The sequence below is a fragment of the Pseudomonas bananamidigenes genome, assembly GCF_001679645.1.
In the GTDB taxonomy this organism is placed as follows: domain Bacteria; phylum Pseudomonadota; class Gammaproteobacteria; order Pseudomonadales; family Pseudomonadaceae; genus Aquipseudomonas; species Aquipseudomonas bananamidigenes.
Genome location: NZ_LRUN01000055.1, coordinates 29,734 through 48,763, shown reverse-complemented (window position 1 = coordinate 48,763; position 19,030 = coordinate 29,734). Strand labels below are relative to the sequence as shown.

General features: G+C 60.8%; 15 protein-coding genes and 1 pseudogene. 5 read left to right on the top strand and 11 right to left on the bottom strand.

What is annotated here, in order from left to right:
- Positions 1 to 101, top strand: a pseudogene (locus BBF94_RS27725) (CAP domain-containing protein); the annotation flags it as partial.
- 112 nt (positions 102 to 213) lie between these two features.
- On the opposite strand, the gene BBF94_RS27305 reads toward BBF94_RS27725, so the two are convergent.
- From BBF94_RS27305 to BBF94_RS19515, 4 genes are all read right to left on the bottom strand, one after another.
- The gene (locus BBF94_RS27305) at positions 214 to 366 is read right to left on the bottom strand and encodes a DUF2474 domain-containing protein (RefSeq protein ID WP_082302443.1); all 153 of its coding nucleotides are present in this window, start codon (positions 364 to 366) and stop codon (positions 214 to 216) included.
- The gene (gene cydB, locus BBF94_RS19525; protein ID WP_065260611.1) at positions 353 to 1,369 is read right to left on the bottom strand and encodes a cytochrome d ubiquinol oxidase subunit II; all 1,017 of its coding nucleotides are present in this window, start codon (positions 1,367 to 1,369) and stop codon (positions 353 to 355) included. Before cydB ends, BBF94_RS27305 begins: the two co-directional genes overlap by 14 nt.
- Before the next feature lie 17 nt (positions 1,370 to 1,386).
- A complete protein-coding gene (locus BBF94_RS19520; RefSeq protein ID WP_065260614.1) occupies positions 1,387 to 2,802 on the bottom strand; it encodes a cytochrome ubiquinol oxidase subunit I in 1,416 nt (471 codons plus the stop codon).
- A 109-nt stretch (positions 2,803 to 2,911) separates the two neighbouring features.
- The gene (locus BBF94_RS19515; protein ID WP_065260610.1) at positions 2,912 to 5,236 is read right to left on the bottom strand and encodes an FdhF/YdeP family oxidoreductase; all 2,325 of its coding nucleotides are present in this window, start codon (positions 5,234 to 5,236) and stop codon (positions 2,912 to 2,914) included.
- 357 nt (positions 5,237 to 5,593) lie between these two features.
- Here BBF94_RS19515 and moaA point away from each other — a divergent pair, with 357 nt between their 5' ends.
- Both moaA and BBF94_RS19505 read left to right on the top strand, forming a co-directional pair.
- Entirely contained in the window at positions 5,594 to 6,592 is a 999-nt protein-coding gene (gene moaA, locus BBF94_RS19510; protein WP_065260609.1) for a GTP 3',8-cyclase MoaA, read from the top strand.
- 28 nt (positions 6,593 to 6,620) lie between these two features.
- Positions 6,621 to 7,520, top strand: coding sequence for a bestrophin family protein (locus BBF94_RS19505; RefSeq protein WP_065260608.1), 900 nt, complete (start codon positions 6,621 to 6,623; stop codon positions 7,518 to 7,520).
- Positions 7,521 to 7,668: 148 nt separating this feature from the next.
- Here BBF94_RS19505 and BBF94_RS19500 read toward each other — a convergent pair whose 3' ends face one another.
- The 3 genes from BBF94_RS19500 to miaE all read right to left on the bottom strand — a co-directional run bounded on the left by BBF94_RS19500 (position 7,669) and on the right by miaE (position 10,411).
- Entirely contained in the window at positions 7,669 to 8,955 is a 1,287-nt protein-coding gene (locus BBF94_RS19500; protein ID WP_065260607.1) for an ATP-binding protein, read from the bottom strand.
- The gene (locus BBF94_RS19495; RefSeq protein ID WP_065260606.1) at positions 8,956 to 9,663 is read right to left on the bottom strand and encodes a response regulator; all 708 of its coding nucleotides are present in this window, start codon (positions 9,661 to 9,663) and stop codon (positions 8,956 to 8,958) included.
- Positions 9,664 to 9,802: 139 nt separating this feature from the next.
- Positions 9,803 to 10,411: a tRNA-(ms[2]io[6]A)-hydroxylase gene (gene miaE, locus BBF94_RS19490; protein WP_065260605.1), complete on the bottom strand. Its 609-nt coding sequence runs from the start codon at positions 10,409 to 10,411 to the stop codon at positions 9,803 to 9,805.
- 158 nt (positions 10,412 to 10,569) lie between these two features.
- Here miaE and BBF94_RS19485 point away from each other — a divergent pair, with 158 nt between their 5' ends.
- The gene (locus tag BBF94_RS19485) at positions 10,570 to 11,433 is read left to right on the top strand and encodes a universal stress protein (protein ID WP_065260604.1); all 864 of its coding nucleotides are present in this window, start codon (positions 10,570 to 10,572) and stop codon (positions 11,431 to 11,433) included.
- Between the two features lie 126 nt (positions 11,434 to 11,559).
- Here BBF94_RS19485 and BBF94_RS19480 read toward each other — a convergent pair whose 3' ends face one another.
- Complete coding sequence (locus BBF94_RS19480) at positions 11,560 to 12,030, bottom strand: DUF1289 domain-containing protein (protein WP_065260613.1); 471 nt, start codon at positions 12,028 to 12,030, stop codon at positions 11,560 to 11,562.
- Positions 12,031 to 12,498: 468 nt separating this feature from the next.
- On the opposite strand from BBF94_RS19480, the gene acnB reads away from it, so the two are divergent.
- Positions 12,499 to 15,108 carry a bifunctional aconitate hydratase 2/2-methylisocitrate dehydratase gene (gene acnB / locus BBF94_RS19475; RefSeq protein WP_065260603.1) on the top strand — a complete coding sequence of 870 codons (2,610 nt, stop codon included), beginning with the start codon at positions 12,499 to 12,501 and terminating at the stop codon, positions 15,106 to 15,108.
- Positions 15,109 to 15,176: 68 nt separating this feature from the next.
- Here acnB and BBF94_RS19470 read toward each other — a convergent pair whose 3' ends face one another.
- The 3 genes from BBF94_RS19470 to BBF94_RS19460 form a co-directional block, all read right to left on the bottom strand.
- Positions 15,177 to 16,835, bottom strand: a complete 1,659-nt coding sequence (locus BBF94_RS19470; RefSeq protein ID WP_065260602.1) for a SulP family inorganic anion transporter — start codon at positions 16,833 to 16,835, stop codon at positions 15,177 to 15,179.
- Positions 16,825 to 17,442 (bottom strand): ParB-like protein, encoded by a 618-nt coding sequence (locus BBF94_RS19465; protein WP_065260601.1) that lies wholly within the window; start codon positions 17,440 to 17,442, stop codon positions 16,825 to 16,827. The genes BBF94_RS19470 and BBF94_RS19465 overlap by 11 nt, the downstream gene beginning before the upstream one ends.
- A gap of 137 nt (positions 17,443 to 17,579) precedes the next feature.
- Positions 17,580 to 18,860 (bottom strand): HAAAP family serine/threonine permease, encoded by a 1,281-nt coding sequence (locus tag BBF94_RS19460; protein ID WP_065260600.1) that lies wholly within the window; start codon positions 18,858 to 18,860, stop codon positions 17,580 to 17,582.
- Positions 18,861 to 19,030 lie beyond the last annotated feature (170 nt).

The following is a 19,030-nucleotide window of genomic DNA, read 5'->3' as shown; positions in this document are numbered from 1 at the left end:
ACCTGATGAACCCGCAGTACCGCGAACTGGGTGCAGCCTACGCAGTCGATCCGAAGAGCAGCGCCGGTATCTACTGGACGGCGATGTTTGGTGGCGAGTAAGTATTAAAACCACCACTGAGTCCTGTGGGAGCGAGCAAGCTCGCTCCCACAGACTCAGTGGTGGACTCAGATTTGGGCAATAAAAAACCGGAGCCAGGCTCCGGTTTTTTATTCAGTGGGTTCTCATCCCCGCCGCATGCATCGCCAGTTTCAGCAGGCTTGCCACCACCGCCAGCGAGACCACGCTGCCGGACCAGATCAGCAGCAGCCAGCCCAGACGTTTGTACCAGCGGCTCTTCACTTCACGCATTTCAATGGTAGCCATCGCCGATCCTCACTTTGCCGCGGAACACGTAGTAGTTCCAGAAGGTGTACATCAGGATCACCGGCAGGATGAACAGCGCACCGATCAGGGCGAACAACTGACTGGTGGCCGGTGATGCCGCGGCCCACAGGCTGACCGACGGCGGAATGATGTTCGGCCAGATGCTCAGTGCCAGGCCAATGTAACCGAGGAACATCAGACCCAGAGTGAATACGAACGGCCAATGGGTGTGTCGCTGACGCAACGAACGCAGCAGACCGGACAGCGCCAGCGCCGCCAACACCATCAGCCCGGCGAACACAGTCAGGTGCGCATGGTTGAACCAGCGAGTGGCCAGTTCCGGATGCAGCTGCAGCGTCCACGCGCCGATCACCAGCACCATCGCCAGCAGCAGCCACGCCAGCGGACGGCTGTAGTGACGCATCCGCGACTCGAGCATGCCTTCGGTCTTGACCAGCAACCAGGTACTGCCGAGCAAGGCATAAGCGACTACCAGACCGACGCCGCAGACCAGCGGGAACGGTGCCAGCCAGTCAAGTCCGCCGCCGGCGAACTGCCGGTCCACCACGGGAATACCGGCCACATACGCGCCGATCACCACCCCTTGTGAGAACGTCGCCAGCAGCGAACCGCCGATGAACGCCCAGTCCCACAGATGACGTTTTTCAGCCGGCGCCTTGAAGCGAAACTCGAACGCCACACCACGGAAGATCAGCCCCGCGAGCATGAAGATCAGCGGCAGGTACAGCGCTTCCAGAATCACCCCGTAAGCCAACGGAAACGCGCCGTACAACGCTGCGCCACCCAGCACCAGCCAGGTTTCGTTACCGTCCCACACCGGTGCGACGGTGTTCATCATCACGTCGCGTTCTTGCGCGTCGCTGATCATCGGGAACAGGATCCCGAGGCCCAGATCGAAGCCGTCCATGATCACGTACATCATCACCCCGAAGGCAATGATCACGCCCCAGATCAACGAGAGATCGATACCTTGAATACCCATGACTCAATGCTCCTTTATCAGTGGACCCGTGTCGCGGATTCGAGGTTGTCGGTGACGGCCGAGAGTGGTCGGCGCGGGGTCTGCACTTGAGTGCCTGCGGGCGGATGTTCGTGGTGCGGCTGCGGGCCTTTGCTCACCAGTTTCATCATGTAGCCGATGCCGACGGTGAACACCGAGCAGTAGATCACCACGAACAGCGCCAGCGACGTGCTCATCTGCGCCACCGAATGTTGCGACGCGGCGTCATGGGTGCGCATCAGGCCGTACACCACCCACGGCTGACGTCCGACTTCAGTGGTGATCCAGCCTGCCAGCAACGCGATCAGGCCGCTCGGCCCCATCAGCAGCACCAGCCGCTGGAAGCCGCGATGCCGGTAGACCTTGCCGTTGCGCCGCAGGGCCAGGCCCAGCACACCGACCAGAATCATCAACATGCCCAGTCCGGCCATGACGCGGAAGCTCCAGAAAATCACGGTGGAGTTCGGCCGGTCTTCTTTCGGGAAGCTCTTGAGCGCCGGGATCTGCTTGTCGAGGCTGTGAGTGAGAATCAGGCTGCCGAGGTACGGAATCTCGATGGCGTATTGGGTCTTCTCCGCCTGCATGTCCGGAAGGCCGAACAGCACCAGCGGGGTTGGCTCGTTGTCGGCGTTCTCCCAGTGCCCTTCGATGGCGGCGATTTTGGCCGGTTGGTGTTCCAGGGTGTTCAAGCCATGGGCGTCACCGACCACCGCTTGAATCGGTGCCACGATCAAAGCCATCCACAGCGCCATGGAAAACATCTTGCGCACCGGTCGGGTGTCGTTGCCGCGCAGCAAATGCCAGGCCGCCGAAGCGCCGACGAAGAACGCCGTGGCCACGAATGCGGCAATCGCCATGTGCGCCAGACGGAACGGGAACGACGGGTTGAATACGATGGCCAGCCAGTCCAGCGGCATCACCCGACCATCAACGATGTCGAAACCCTGCGGGGTCTGCATCCAGCTGTTGGAAGCGAGAATCCAGAAGGTCGAGATCAGCGTACCGATGGCGACCATCACCGTGGCGAAGAAGTGCAAGCCACGACCCACGCGATTCCAGCCGAACAGCATCACCCCGAGAAACCCGGCCTCCAGGAAGAACGCCGTCAGCACTTCATAGGTCAGCAACGGCCCGGTGATGCTGCCGGCAAAGTCGGAGAACCCGCTCCAGTTGGTGCCGAACTGGTACGCCATGACCAGACCGGACACCACGCCCATGCCGAAGTTGACGGCGAAGATCTTCGACCAGAAATGGTAGAGATCGCGGTAAGTGTCGTTATGGGTTTTCAGCCACAGCCCTTCGAGTACCGCCAGGAAACTCGCAAGACCAATGGTGATCGCCGGGAAAATGATGTGGAACGAAACCGTGAACGCGAATTGAATTCGCGCCAGGTCCAGTGCCTCCAGGTTGAACATGATGATGTCCTCATCAAGGCTGAAAAGCGGCAGCACACGGTCGGGCCACCGCCAGGCGCGAACGCCTGCAGCCAGTCGGATTGCAAAAGGGTTGGATCGCGTGGGTCGGTCAGGCCACCGACGACGGGATCAGGTTGCTCGCCTCGGCCGCTTCGAGACGGATCGCCACGAACTTGGAAGTCGGCGTGTAGGTGCGGTCACCGTAGCTTTCCAGCGGCACCAGCGGATTGGTTTCCGGATAGTACGCGGCGGCCTGCCCGGCCGGGATGTCGTAGGCGATCAGGGTGAAACCGCTGACCCGACGTTCACGCTCGTCGTCCCACAGCGCCACCAGATCGACCTTCTGCCCCGGTTCGAAACCGAGCCGGCGAATGTCCTGTTCGTTGGCGAACACCACGTCGCGCATGCCGTAGACCCCGCGATAACGGTCGTCGAGGCCATACAGCGTGGTGTTGTACTGATCGTGGGAACGCATGGTTTGCAGGATCAGATGCGGCTTGACCGGCAAGTTGCGCACGCCTTCGCTGACCAGATGCTCGGGCAGTACACACGGCGTGAACTGAGCCTTGCCGGACTCGGTTTTCCAGACACGGTCCGAGGCGTCGTTGCCGAGGTGGAAACCACCGGGAATCAACAGTTTTTCGTTGAAATTTTCGAAACCCGGAATCACGTCGGCGATCAGGTTGCGAATGCGCCCGTAATCGCCCACCGCCCATTCCCAGTCGATCGGGTGCTTGCCCAGCGTGGCGGCGGCGATTCCGGCGATGATGGCCGGTTCGGACTTCAGGTGCGCCGACTTCGGCTTCAATTGACCGAACGACAAATGCACCATGCTGAAGGTGTCCTCCACGGTCACACCTTGCGGGCCTTCGGCCTGAACGTCGATGTCGGTGCGGCCCAGACACGGCAAGATCAATGCGTCACGTCCGGTCACCAGGTGGCTGCGGTTGAGTTTGGTCGAGATGTGCACGCTCAGGTCAAGTTTGCGCATCGCCGCGTGGGTGCGCGGGGTGTCCGGCGTGGCTTGAGCAAAGTTGCCGCCCAGGCCGATGAACACCTTGGCTTCACCACGTTCCATGGCACCGATCGCCATCACCGTGTTGTGGCCGTGCATGCGCGGCACCTTGAAGTTGAAGCGTTTTTCCAGAGCGTCCATCAGCTCGGTCGGCGCCAGTTCGTTGATGCCCATGGTGCGGTCGCCCTGCACGTTACTGTGACCGCGCACCGGCGACAGCCCCGCACCCGGACGGCCGACGTTGCCGCGCAGCAATTGCAGGTTGATGACTTCCTGCAGGGTCGGCACCGAATGCACGTGCTGGGTCAGGCCCATGGCCCAGCACATGATCACGCTCCTGGCGCGGGCATACATGCGCGCGGCCAGTTCGATGTCGGCGAGGGTCACGCCAGACTGCTCGACGATGTGCTCCCAACTCGTGGCGTCGACTTCGGCCAGATAGCTGTCCAGCCCCGACGTGTGCTCGGCAATGAATGCGCGATCGAACACCGGCTCGCCGCCCGTGGCTTGGGCTTCACGTTCCCATTGCAGGAGGAACTTGGCCATGCCGCGAATCATTGCCATGTCGCCACCCAGTGCCGGGCGGAAGTACGCAGTGTTGGTGGCTTCCCAGCCGTTGCTGAGCATCTCGATCGGGTTCTGCGGGTTCTGGAAACGCTCCAGCCCACGCTCCTTGAGCGGGTTGATGCACACCACTTGAGCGCCGCGCTTCACTGCTTCACGCAGCGGTTCGAGCATGCGCGGGTGGTTGGTGCCGGGGTTCTGGCCGATGACGAAGATCGCGTCCGCGTGGTGCAGGTCTTCATAGACCACCGTGCCTTTGCCGACACCGAGGCTCTCGCCCATGCTCACCGCACTGGCTTCGTGGCACATGTTCGAGCAGTCCGGGAAGTTGTTGGTGCCGTAGGCGCGAACGAACAACTGATAGAGAAACGCCGCTTCATTACTGGCGCGGCCCGAGGTATAGAACTCGGCTTCGTGGGGCGATTTCAGGCCCTTGAGGTGTCGGGCGATCAGGGCGAAGGCTTCGTCCCAGGTGGTTTCGACATAGCGGTCGATCCGCGCGTCGTAGCGCATCGGATGGGTGATCCGGCCCTGATATTCAAGCCAGTAATCGCTTTGCTCGGCCAGGGTCGACACCGTGTACTTGTTGAAGAACGCCGGATCGACCAGGCGCCCGGTGGCTTCCCAGTTCACCGCTTTGGCGCCGTTCTCGCAGAACTTCAGCATGCCCGCACCGGGTGCTTCACCCCAGGCGCAACCGGGGCAGTCGAAACCGCCGTTCTGGTTGGTCTTGAGCATGGCGCGGATGTTTTTCAGGGCGTTTTCACTGCCCAGCCAGTTTTTGGTGAGGCTGATGACAGCGCCCCAACCCGCAGCGGCGCCCTTGTAGGGTTTGTAACGGTCGACTTGTGACATGGGACTTCTCCATGACGATGCACACAGGCAAAAACCTGATCGGGTTTGAACAGCGACGACTGACTTTCAAGTTCAAAAGCGGTCGTTTCGTTTGACGGAAACAAGGATATGAACCGCTGCAAAAACTTGTCTAATCGCTATTAATGACTGTGTTATCGAAAGCATCTATCACGGAATAAAACCCTTTAAATACGGCAAGTTGCAAAACTAACGCGAGCAATGAGTCGTGAAAGAACATTCATCATCGAGCCCATCAATCGGCCATTCATAAATAGTGATTGGACGCCTTTGAAAGTTGTCCATAACCTGCGCCAACTCCCACCGTTAACAACGGTTTTTCATACCTGCGAGGCTGTCATGTCAGAGCGCGTCCTGATCGATGGATACAACCGCCGCGTCGACTACCTGCGCATGTCGGTCACCGACCGCTGCGACTTTCGCTGCGTTTATTGCATGGCCGAAGACATGCAGTTCCTGCCGCGCCAACAGGTGCTGACACTGGAGGAGATCTTTCTACTGGCGCAGAGCTTCGTGGCGCTGGGCACTCGCAAGATCCGCCTGACCGGTGGCGAGCCGCTGATTCGTCCCGGCGTCGTCGGCTTGTGCCAGCAGATCGCCGCCCTGCCCGGCCTGCGCGAACTGTGCCTGACCACCAACGGCTCGCAGCTCGGCAAACTGGCCGGCCCGTTGTTCGACGCCGGGGTCAGGCGCCTCAACGTCAGCCTCGACAGCCTCGATGCCGAGCGTTTCAGACAAATGACCCGCACGGGTGACCTGGCACAAGTGATCAACGGCATCGACGCCGCACGCGAGGCCGGTTTTACCCGCACTAAACTCAACTGCGTGGTGATGCAGGGCCGCAACGATCACGAGATCAACGATCTGGTGCAGTTCGCCATCGAGCGGGATCTGGACATCTCCTTCATCGAGGAAATGCCACTCGGGATCATCAGCGAACACAGTCGCGCCGAGTCGTTCTTCTCCAGCACTCAGGTGCGCGAGCGGATCGCCGAGCGCTACACCCTGATCGACTCCGCCGAGTCGACCCAGGGACCGTCGCGCTACTGGCGCCTGGCCGAAGCGCCGCACATCCGGCTGGGATTCATCTCGCCCCACAGCCACAACTTCTGCGGTACCTGTAACCGGGTGCGGCTGACCGTCGAGGGACGTTTGCTACTGTGTCTGGGGAACGAGCATTCGGTGGATCTGAAAGCCGTGCTGCGCGCCCATCCGGGTCAACCGCAGCGGCTCGAGAAAGCGATCATCGACGCCATGAAGCTCAAGCCTTACCGGCACAACTTCGAAGTGAACGACGACGTGCAAGTGGTGCGTTTCATGAACATGACCGGCGGCTGAACCGCCACGTTTTCAAGGCAAAAACAGCATGATCATCCGACCCAAGGTCAACCAGTTCGCCATTCTGTTCACCCTCAAGGGCTCGATCGCCAAGCGCATCGCGCTGCGCACCTTGATGGTCACGCTGCTGGCCTCGGCCATCGTGCTGGTGGAAATCCTCCACCCGAGCAACTTCACCAAGGTCAACGCCACACCCTTCACGCTGCTCGGCCTGTCGCTGTCGATCTTCATGAATTTTCGCAACAACGCCTGCTACGACCGCTGGTACGAAGCACGCAAGGCCTGGGGCGAAGTGATCGTGCATGTGCGTTCCTTTATTCGCGAAACCCATGTCATCCGCGAATCGGCGCAGCGCCGCCTGCTGTTGCTCAACCTCTGCGGTTTCGCCCATGCCTTGAATGCGCGTCTGCGCCGGGAAAACGAAGCCGCCGCCAGCGCCGAATGGATCACCCCGCAGCATGACGCCCAGGTGCCGGACTACAGCGGACGGATCCTGCAAACGATCGGCCAGCACTGTTCCGATCTGCATGAAGCGGGCGACCTCAGCGAATGGCGCTACATGTTGCTGGCCAACCACCTGACCAGCCTGACCCAGGCGCAAGCGGTGTGCGAGCGGATCAAGAACACGCCGCTGCCCTTCCCCTACACCCTGCTGCTGCACCGCACGATCTATCTGTTCTGCATCCTGCTGCCGTTCGCCATGGCCGAACCGCTGGGCTGGCTCACGCCGCTGTTCACGGCGATTGTCAGCTATACCTTTTTCGGTCTGGATGCGATTGCCGATGAGCTTGAGGATCCGTTCGGGCGCGATGAAAACGATTTGCCGACCGATGCGCTCGTGCGGGGCATCGAGCGGGATGTTCTGGCAGAGCTGGGCGTTGAGCCTTTGCCGCCAGCGCTAAAGCCCGTCGACTATGTACTCAGCTGACGGAACTCCGATCCTGTGGGAGCGACGGTGCGACGATTCGACTTGCTCGCGAATGCGCCCGTTTAGCCGACATCAATGCTGAGTCTATCGGCCTCTTCGCGAGCAAGCTCGCTCCCACAGGGATTGAGGGTGTTCAAAGGGCCTTTCGTTAATCCAGATGCGCCCAGGTCATACGAAACGACGCCCCGCCCCAAGGTGATTCGCCGACCTCGACTTGCCCGCCATGGGATTGCGATACCCGGCGCACCAACGCCAGCCCGAGACCGAAGCCGCCGGTGCGGCGATCACGGCTGGCATCCAGGCGCGAGAACGGTTCGAAAATCTTCTCCCGGCCTTCCAGCGGCACGCCCGGACCGTCGTCGTTGACCTTCACCTCGTATTGATCACCGATACGTACCAGCGAGACCTCGACCCGCTGCTCGGCATAACGAATGGCATTGCGCAGCAGATTGATCACCGCCCGTGCCATGAAGCGCGGCTCGATCCGCACCTCTTCGACCCGGCACTCGCCAATCAGCAGTTGCACACCCGCCGCCTCGGCCTCCAGCGCCACACTCCCGACCACACTGTCGAGCCAGTTGGCAGCCTGAATGTTTTCCCGGGTGATCACCGTCGCGCCGCGTTCGAGGCTGGCGTAGGTCAGCAGTTCGGAGACCATTTCTTCCAGTTCGCCAAGGTCGGCGTACATATCGGCAATCAGCTCGCGGTTCTGGCTGGCGTCGGGCTGTTGCTTGAGCTGATCGAGTTCGAACGACAACCGCGCAATCGGCGTGCGCAGTTCGTGGGACACAGCGTTGGTCAGTTCACGCTGATTGGCGATCAGGCCTTCGATGCGCGCTGCCATCAGGTTGAAGTGTTCGGCCAGATCGCGGATGTTCGAACGCCTGGACAGCTGGATCCGCACCGACAGGTCGTTGTCGCCGAATCGCTCGGCGGCCAGTCGCAGTTTTTCCAGATCACGCCAGTGCGGGCGCACCCAGAAGTACAGGACGATGCCAAGCAGCACGGCCAGCATCATGTAAGCCGCCGAAATGTAGAACGGCATCAGGCTCGGCTCGGGCGGCAGCTTGATACTGAGCAGTTGCGAGCCGCCGTCGATGTTGCTGATGAATTGCGTGTAGTCGTGGCGGATCACCAGCAGACCCTGGGCCAGTTCGGCTTTTTCCGCATCGCTGAGGTTCAGTTGATCCGCCTGGACCAGACTCAGTGTCAGCCCGTAGTGCGGACGCAGCGCGTCCAGTTGCGCCTCGCGCGCTGCGCCTTGCTGGTCGCGCATGTGCTCGATCAGCGACCAGGCCTGGCCGCGCACCGCCTCGCGGTTGTAGGCCTGCATCTGGTTGTCGAGCAGCGCGTTGAAGGTGTGTTCGACGGTTTGCAGCGCCGCCACCAGCCCGACGGTCATCACCAGAAACAGCCCGAGAAATAACCGCAGCATCTACAACTCCCACGCAAACGGATTGAACAGATAGCCCTTGCCCCACACGGTCTTGATGCACACCGGTTCGCGAGGATTGTCCTTGAGTTTGTTGCGCAGCTTGCTGATGTACACGTCAACGCTGCGGTTGAGGCCATCGAAGGCGATGCCGCGCATGCGGTTGAGGATGTCATCGCGCGACAGAATGCTGCCGGCGGCACTGGCCAGCAGCCACAGCAGTTCGAATTCCATGGTGGTCAGCTCGATCACTTCACCGGCCAGACGCACCTCCCGGCAACTGCGATCAATGTGCAACTGGCCGAACTCCAGGGAGCTGATCACGCCGCTGTCCGGCACCTGACGGCGCTGGAGTGCCCGCAGACGGGCCAACAGCACGGGGGGTTTGATCGGTTTGATCACGTAATCGTCGGCCCCGGACTCCAGACCCAGAATGTGGTCGAGGTCATCTTCCTTGGCGGTCAGAATGACAATCGGCGTGTCCGAGACGCTGCGGATCTCCCGGCACACGTGCAGGCCGCTCTGACCCGGCAACATCAGGTCGAGCACCACCACTTTGGGCTTGAATTCAAGAAACGCGGCCACGGCCAGGTCGCCGCGATGCACCGTGCGCACCTCGTAGCCGTGTTGTTCAAGAAAGTGGGCGATCAACGCAGCCAGGCGTTCATCGTCTTCCACCAGCAGGACTCTGCCAAAACCCAGGTTATCCATAACGACCGCCGCCAACCCTCAGAAAAGTGGGCGACATTATGGCGGCATTCGCAGGCAAGACGTTTATCGCGGGCAGCAAAAACCGGCCTCAGGGGCCGGTTTTCGTTGAAGTTTCATGCTCTTAAGAGTTTTTAACAATTCATGCCGCGACGGGCACGCCACTGTGGAAACGGAATTCCTCGTCCGGAGACTCGATCAGGTCCCGCTCGGCGGCGCGGACTTTCTCGATCACTTGAGCGATGTCCCTGGCGTCGCCGTACTGGTAGGCCAGTTTCAGGTAACCCTGGAAATGCCGGGCCTCGCTTTTCAGCAGACCGAAGTAGAACTTGCCGAGTTCTTCGTCCAGGTGCGGCACCAGCGCTTCGAAGCGCTCGCAACTGCGGGCTTCGATGAAGGCGCCGACCACCAGGGTGTCCACCAGTTTCACCGGTTCGTGGCTGCGTACCACTTTGCGCAGGCTCGAGGCATACCGGCCGGCGTGGAGCTGGCGCAGTTCGATCTTGCGTCGTTTCATGATGCGCATGACCTGCTCGTGGTGCACCAGTTCTTCCCGGGCCAGACGCGACATCATGTTGATCAGATCGACATGGGAGTGGTACTTGGCGATCAGGCTCAACGCGGTGCTGGCAGCCTTGAACTCGCAGTTCTTGTGGTCGATCAGCAGGGTTTCCTGATCGGCCAGCGCGGCCTGGACCCAGGCGTCTGGCGTGCGGCAGCCAAGGAATTCGTGGATTTCGGGAAGGATCATGGGGCTCACGGTCAAAGGTGTTCGAGCGAAGGGCGCCGATTATACCGGCCTGCCCGCAGACCACCAGCCGCCGGCGTTGATATGCATCAAGTCGCAGACGGATGAGCAACAACTATAGTTGTGCAACGCCGTGCCTTTTCATTGCTGGAGACTCACTCATGCAAGCCATTCGCAGCATTCTGGTGGTCATCGAACCCGAACACGCGGAAAGTCTGGCGCTCAAGCGCGCCAAGCTGATCGCCGGGGTGACTCAGGCCCATCTGCACCTGCTGGTCTGCGACAAGAAGCACGATCACGCGGGCATGCTCAGCGTGCTCAAGGCCGCGCTGCTGGCGGACGGCTACAGCGTCACCACCGAACAGGCGTGGAACGAGAGCCTGCACGAAACCATCATCGACGTGCAGCAGGCCGAAGGTTGCGGGCTGGTGATCAAACAGCACTTCCCCGACAGTTCGCTGAAAAAGGCCCTGCTGACCCCGGCGGACTGGAAACTGCTGCGCCATTGCCCGACCCCGGTGCTGCTGGTGAAAACCGCCGGTTCCTGGAAGGACAAGGTGATTCTGGCGGCAGTCGATGTAGGCAACGCCGACGGCGAACATCGTCACCTGCACACCACCATCATCGATCACGGTTATGACATCGCCAGCCTGGCCAAGGGGCATCTGCACGTGATTACCGCCCATCCATCACCGATGCTGTCGGCGGCGGACCCGACCTTCCAGCTCAAGGAAACCATCGAGGCGCGTTATCGCGAGCAGTGCCGGGCGTTCCAGGCCGAGTTCGATGTGGATGACGAACATCTGCATGTCGAGGAAGGTCCGGCGGATGTGCTGATTCCGTTCATGGCGCACAAGCTGCAGGCAGCAGTGACCGTGATCGGCACCGTGGCGCGCACCGGGTTGTCAGGGGCGTTGATCGGCAATACCGCCGAAGTGGTGCTGGATGCGCTGGAAAGCGATGTGCTGGTGCTCAAGCCGCAGGAGGTTGAAGACCATTTGGTGGAGTTGGCGGTGAAGCATTAAGGCCTTCGGTGCCTGAACCGGCCCCTTCGCGAGCAAGCTCGCTCCCACAGTGGTTTTGTGAACGACATTAATCCAATGTGGGAGCGACGGTGCGACGATTCGACTTGCTCGCGAAGCTTTTGATCTTCAGTCGCCGAGGGCGTCTTTGAGGAAACCCGGTGCGATGTAGCGCTGATAGTGGGCTTCCGACAGCAGGAAAAATTCCCGATCAATGGCGTCGCGCAACTCCGGCAGGTTCCAGTCGCGAAACTCCGGCAGCAGTACCATCCCGTAGGCTTCCAGATTAATGATCACCCGCGCGCCCCGGGCGATCAGCTGATAGGCCCAGCAATATTCCGACTGGTGCGGCACGAAGCGAATCTTTCTCTGCTCAAGCTGCTGGCGCAGCCGCGCCGGATCGAAGACTTCGACCTTGCTGGCCATCACTTGTGACAGCAATTGTTCGAGACGCAGCCACACCGCACGCTTTTCCTCCTCGTTGTAACCATTCCAATGGATCACTTCGTGGTGGAAACGCTTGCAGCCACGGCACACCAGATCACCGTAAACAGTGGAGCAGAGGCCGACGCAGGGGGTCTTGATGGTCTGATTGGGCATATAGGAGCAGAGCACTTGAAACGCGGAACAGGTCGGCATGTTAGCCCTTTGTCCGGCATTCATCACCCCTCAAACCTCAGGGGCAAGCGCTGGATCGGGGTTTGGCCCGCCAGCGCACAACGCCACCAAAGTCCAATAGAGCCCGACTTACCTTTAAATTTTTTTTGCCGTAGAATCAGCCAGCCTTTTTAGGCGCCAATGTCCGTTAGAAGCTGTTTTCAAAGCGTCACGAGCACAGTCGTTCCTTCAGAGCGGTGTTGGCGGAGGTTTTTTCCAGCGGGGAAAACCCCTTCGCCAACCCTCATCAGCTCCCCGTTCTGCAGGCGTAAAACTTTGAAAGCAGCTTCTGTAAGGAATTGCCGGTAATTCTGGCCGAACGACCCACAACGTCGTGAGGAGCATGAGTACGGCAATTTCGGGATGAGCGTCCCGGACACCCATTTGGGACCACTGATGAGGGTAATAACTGTGCTTGAAGCCTACCGCAAACATATCGAAGAGCGCGCAGCACTGGGTATCGTTCCCCAGCCGCTTAACGCCGAACAAACTGCAGGCCTGGTCGAGCTGCTGAAGAATCCTCCGGCTGGCGAAGAAGCTTTCCTCGTTGACCTGATCACCAATCGCGTACCGCCGGGAGTGGACGAAGCCGCTTACGTCAAGGCCGGTTTCCTGTCCGCCATCGCCAAGGGCGAAGCCACCTCCCCGCTGATCGACAAGAAGCGCGCCGTCGAACTGCTCGGCACCATGCAGGGCGGCTACAACATCGCCACCCTGGTTGAACTGCTGGACAACGCCGAACTGGCCGCCGTCGCAGCCGAACAGCTCAAGCACACCCTGCTGATGTTCGATGCCTTCCACGACGTGGCCGAAAAAGCCAAGGCGGGCAATGTCCACGCCAAGGCCGTGCTGGAGTCCTGGGCCGCCGGCGAGTGGTTCACCAACAAGCCTGCCATCGCCGACAAGTACAGCCTGACCGTTTTCAAGGTGCCTGGCGAAACCAACACCGACGACCTGTCCCCTGCCCCGGACGCCTGGTCGCGTCCTGACATCCCGCTGCACGCCCTGGCCATGCTGAAAATGGCCCGTGACGGCATCGTGCCTGAGCAACAAGGCGCCATCGGCCCGCTCAAGCAGATCGAAGAAGTCAAGGCCAAGGGCTTCCCGGTCGCCTATGTGGGCGACGTGGTCGGCACCGGTTCTTCGCGTAAATCCGCCACCAACTCGGTGCTGTGGTTCTTCGGCGACGACATTCCTTACGTTCCGAACAAGCGCGCCGGCGGTTTCTGCTTCGGCTCGAAAATCGCCCCGATCTTCTACAACACCATGGAAGACGCCGGCGCACTGCCGATCGAGTTCGACGTCTCGAACCTGAACATGGGCGACGTCATCGACGTTTACCCGCACGCCGGCAAAGTCTGCAAGCACGGCACCGACGACGTTATCACCACCTTCGAACTGAAGACTCCGGTGCTGCTGGACGAAGTCCGCGCCGGTGGCCGTATCCCGCTGATCGTCGGCCGCGGCCTGACCGAGAAGGCGCGTGCCGAGCTGGGCCTGGGCCCGACCGATCTGTTCAAGCTGCCTGAAGCGCCTGTCGACACCGGCAAGGGCTACACCCTGGCACAGAAGATGGTCGGCAAGGCCTGCGGCCTGCCAAAAGGCAAAGGCGTGCGTCCTGGCACCTACTGCGAACCGAAGATGACCACCGTCGGCTCTCAGGACACCACCGGTCCGATGACCCGTGACGAACTGAAAGACCTGGCGTGCCTGGGCTTCTCCGCCGATCTGGTGATGCAGTCCTTCTGCCACACCGCGGCTTATCCGAAGCCGATCGACGTGACCACCCACCACACCCTGCCTGACTTCATCATGACCCGGGGCGGCGTTTCCCTGCGTCCGGGCGACGGCATCATCCACTCGTGGCTGAACCGCATGCTGCTGCCGGACACCGTGGGTACCGGTGGCGACTCGCACACCCGTTTCCCGATGGGCATCTCGTTCCCGGCCGGTTCCGGTCTGGTCGCGTTTGCCGCCGCCACCGGCGTCATGCCGCTGGACATGCCGGAATCGATCCTGGTCCGCTTCAAGGGCAAACTGCAACCTGGCATCACCCTGCGTGACCTGGTTCATGCCATCCCTTACTACGCGATCCAGAAAGGTCTGCTGACCGTCGAGAAGAAAGGCAAGAAGAACACCTTCTCCGGCCGCATCCTGGAAATCGAAGGTCTGGACGAGCTGACCGTCGAGCAGGCATTCGAACTGTCCGACGCCTCCGCCGAACGTTCCGCCGCCGGTTGCACCATCAAGCTGCCGGAAAAGGCCATCGCCGAATACCTGCAGTCGAACATCACCCTGCTGCGCTGGATGATCGGCGAAGGCTACGGCGATGCCCGCACCATGGAACGTCGTGCCCAGGCGATGGAAGCCTGGCTGGCCAACCCTGAGCTGATGGAAGCCGACAAGGACGCCGAATACGCCGAAGTGATCGAGATCGATCTGGCCGACATCAAAGAGCCTGTGCTCTGCGCGCCGAACGATCCGGATGACGCCCGTCTGCTCTCCAGCGTGGCTGGCGAGAAGATCAACGAAGTGTTCATCGGTTCGTGCATGACCAACATCGGTCACTTCCGCGCTGCCGGCAAACTGCTGGATCAGGTCAAGGGTCAGCTGCCAACCCGTCTGTGGCTGTCGCCGCCGACCAAGATGGACGCTCACCAGCTGACCGAAGAAGGCTACTACGGCATCTACGGCAAGGCCGGCGCCCGCATGGAAATGCCAGGCTGCTCGCTGTGCATGGGTAACCAGGCACGCGTCGAGCCGAACAGCACCGTGGTGTCGACGTCGACCCGTAACTTCCCGAACCGTCTGGGTGACGGCGCGAACGTCTACCTGGCTTCGGCCGAGCTGGCGTCCGTGGCTTCGATCCTGGGTCGCCTGCCGACCGTCGAGGAGTACATGGAATACGCTGGCAAGATCGACAGCATGGCGGCCGATGTTTACCGCTACCTGTCCTTCGACCAGATTGCCGAGTTCCGTGAAGCGGCCGCGAACGCCAAGATCCCTGTCGTTCAAGCCTGACGCTGCAACGCAATGAAAAAACGCCGCCCATCGTGAGATGAGCGGCGTTTTTTTTTGCCTGCGCAAACTCATGCATTCAGTTTGAGTGCCTGCCGAACCGCCCCGTCCACACTCAAATCACTCAGCACTACCTGCTCACGCTCCTGCTCGGGCAATTGCATCAGCACTGTCTGCGCCTGATGCTTGAGACGCGCCAGAATCAACAGCTTGTCTTCGGCCCGCACCTGCAGGAAAAACGCTTCCAGCGCCTCGATGCTGGTGCCGTCCAGATCCGGCGATTCTTCCAGACTCAGGATGATCGTGTGCACCGCCGCCGGCGCATGGCGAGCCAGCCGCAGCGCACCGCCGAGAATCCGCTCCACATTGGCAAAGAACAGCGCCTCGCTTGGTCGCACGATCAACACGCCGGGGATTTCCTGTGCCTCCGGATGGCGCTGCACGTCGACATAGTCGTGACCGCCGCCCATCTGACCCAGCACCTGGATATCCGCCGAGGACATCTGCTTGAGCATCAGCACCACACTTATTGCCACTGCCAGCAGCAAACCGTCGAGTACGCCCAGCACCAGAACCGCCGCCACCGCGCAGATCACCAATAAACGGTCGCGTCGCCAGATGAAGTAGCGCCCCAGCGGTTGCAGGCTCAACGCCCGACCCAGAGCGTGAATCACGATGGCGGCCAGCACCGGTTCCGGTGTCAGAGCAATATAAGGCAGTACCGTCACCACGATCAGTAGCACCACCAGCGCCGCGACAATTCCCGCCAGACGTGAGGTGGCGCCCGCCGCTTCATTGGCGGAGGTTGCCGAGTACCCCGCTCCGGCCGGCATGCCATGAAACAGCCCCGACAACAGATTGGACGCACCCAGAGCAAGCAGATCACGGTTCGATGAAACCCGGTCGCCATGTTTCAGGGCAAACGAGCTGATTGACCCGTACGACTCGGCATACAGAATCATCACCATGGCGAACGCCAGTTCCCCGAGGCGCAGCCAGTCGGCAAACGGCATGTCCGGCAGGCTGGGCGTTTCCAGCGCCAGATCGATCATCCCGATCAACTTCACCCCGTGGGCCGGCAGATCCATCCATTGGCTGGCGGCAATCCCCAAGGCGACAACAATCAATCCACCTGGTACGCGGCGAAAGCGGGCACAGACCATCAGTATCAGCAACGCCGTCACCGCCACTGCGGCACCCGCCAGGTTCCAGTGCGACCATTGCCCGAACAACTGCGGCAGGAAACGGACCAGGTTGCTGTCCGTGAGGTGAACATCGACGACGCTTGCCACCTGCTTGAGGATGATCGTCACTGCCAGCCCCAAGGCGAAGCCGCGCAATACCGGTTTGGCAATAAATGAAGTGACGCTACCGAGCTTGAACAGCCCTGCCAGCAGAAACAGCACCCCGGTCATCATTACCAGACCGACCGCCAGGCTCAGGCGCAATGCCGGATCGCCGCCGGCCAGCGAAGCCGTCGCCGCCGCCAGCACCGCTGCCGATGAAGACGTGGCCGAGACCACGGCAAAGCGGCTGGTGCCGATCAATGCGTAACACAGCAGCCCGGCGAACAACGCAATCACGCCGGCCTGCGGTGGCAGCGCGGCAATGCTCGAATACGCCACGGCTTCGGGCAACAACAGACCGGCAATCGACAACCCGGCCAGCAGGTCCTGGCTGTGTCTTTGCACTTCGGGTCGGGAGGCGGCACTCAGAGGTTCAGTTGACAATCGGACCCACCCACCCTGGCAGATACCGAGCCTCCTGACTGCGAGCCAGATTCATGGCTTTAGTCTGCAATTTGGGACTGAGGTCGTTGATCTGATCACTGGCGATGCGACTGCGAAAGAAATCCGCCCAGAGAAACTCGCTGTAGGGCGTGGCGTCCTTGGCATAACCACCGGCCCGGCGCAGGCGTCCGGCGAGGCTGCGATAAGGATCGTCCTGCAGATCGGCGATGGACCTGGGAATGGCTTCAAAGGTGCGCCGGACACCGCGCCCGTCGTAAGGATGCGCCCACTGATTGAAGTTCATCACGCTCCAGAACGTCACCGGGTCGACAAAGGACAAATCCTTGAGCACCAGCAAGGACGCCTTCTTCACCTCTTCCTCGATCAGCGCAAGACCGAAGTGGTGGTGATCGACGATGTAGTAGACCCCTTCAGGCCCGAGCACACTGGGAAACCAGTGATTGTCCAGCGCCGCCGCCCGCTCCTTGCGTTTGAGCTTTTTCCATTCCTGACGCTTGTCGGCGACTTCGGCAAGGCCGACCGTCAGCTGGGTGGGATGGAGTTTTTCCAGTTTGGCGCTGATCAGTTGGGGTCGGGCACGGGGCATGAGGCATCTCCGGGGAAAAGTGCCTTTCAAGCGTAGCCGTTTAAATCTGCGGATGCGTGCCCTGGATCAGGCACTGAGAGGGTCCTGCAAAAACGGGGGCGAATTGCTCGCCCCCGTCTGCTGCTGCCGGTCTGGAATCAGGCGGCCAGCGAGTAGATCAACGCCGAAATGGCCACCAGGCCTACGGCAACGACAAACACGTTCGACGCCTGACCGCGATAACGGGCCATGGCCGGCACCTTGCGGATCGCATACATCGGCATCAGGAACAGAATCGCCGCGATGACCGGGCCACCGATGGTTTCGATCATGCCCAGAATGCTCGGGTTCAGGGTCGCCACGATCCAGCAGACCACCAGCATGAACGCCGCGACAATGCGATCCAGGGCCTTGGCGCCCGGGCGCTTGCCACTCTTCACGATCAAGCCTTTGAGGCCTTCGCTGGCACCGATGTAGTGGCCCAGGAACGACTTGGAAATCGCCACGAACGCAATCAGCGGTGCCGCGAACGCGATGGTCGGGTTGCTGAAGTGATTGGCCAGGTATGACAGGATCGACAGATTCTGCGCCTTGGCTTCCGCCAGTTGTTCCGGCGACAGGGTCAGCACGCAACTGAAGACGAAGAACAGCACCATCACCACCATCAGCAGGTGGGCGCGGGACAGGATCTGCGAGCTGCGCTCATCGGCATGAACACCGTAACGGCGCTTCTGGTCTACCGCGAATGCCGAGATGATCGGCGAGTGGTTGAACGAGAACACCATCACCGGGATTGCCAGCCACAGCGTGTGCAACAGCGCCGACGGCGCCGGCACCTGGGAAGCGGTACTGAGGATGCCGCCGTTCCAGTGCGGAATCAGGTACACCGCGAGGAACAGCAGCGCGACGATGAACGGATACACCATCAGACTCATGGCCTTGACAATCACTTGCTCGCCGCAGCGCACCACGGCCAGCAGGCCGAGAATCAGCGCGAACGACAGCAACGCGCGCGGTGGCGGCGTGATGTGCAATTGATGTTCGAGGAAACTGGCGACGGTGTTGGTCAGGCCGACGCTGTAGATCAGCAGGATCGGGAAGATCGCGAAGAAATAAAGCAGAGTGATCAGCGCGCCGGCCTTGATGCCGAAATGCTGTTCCACCACGTCAGTGATGTCGGCGCCTTCGCGACCGGAAAGCACGAAGCGGGTCAGGCCGCGATGTGCAAAGAAAGTCATCGGGAATGCCAGCAGCGCGAGGATCACCAGCGGCCAGAAGCCACCCAGACCTGCGTTGATCGGCAAAAACAGGGTGCCGGCGCCGATCGCCGTCCCGAACAGTCCCAACATCCAGGTAGTGTCATGGCGGTTCCAGCTCGACAATTGGGCTGGTGCTGCCGTTTCAAAGCGTTGTTCGACGCTATTGGCCTGATCATTCATCCGGTCGGATCTCCGCATTCCGGTCACTTGCCACTCGGTCAGGACGCGTCGGAAAAAACCGACAGACATGCTCCGCCGAAACAGGGGCGCGATTCTCCGCGATAAATGAGCAGAAGCAAAGACTTAGCTGAGGAATGGTTGTGCGGAGCAGATGGATGTGATGTCGCTTT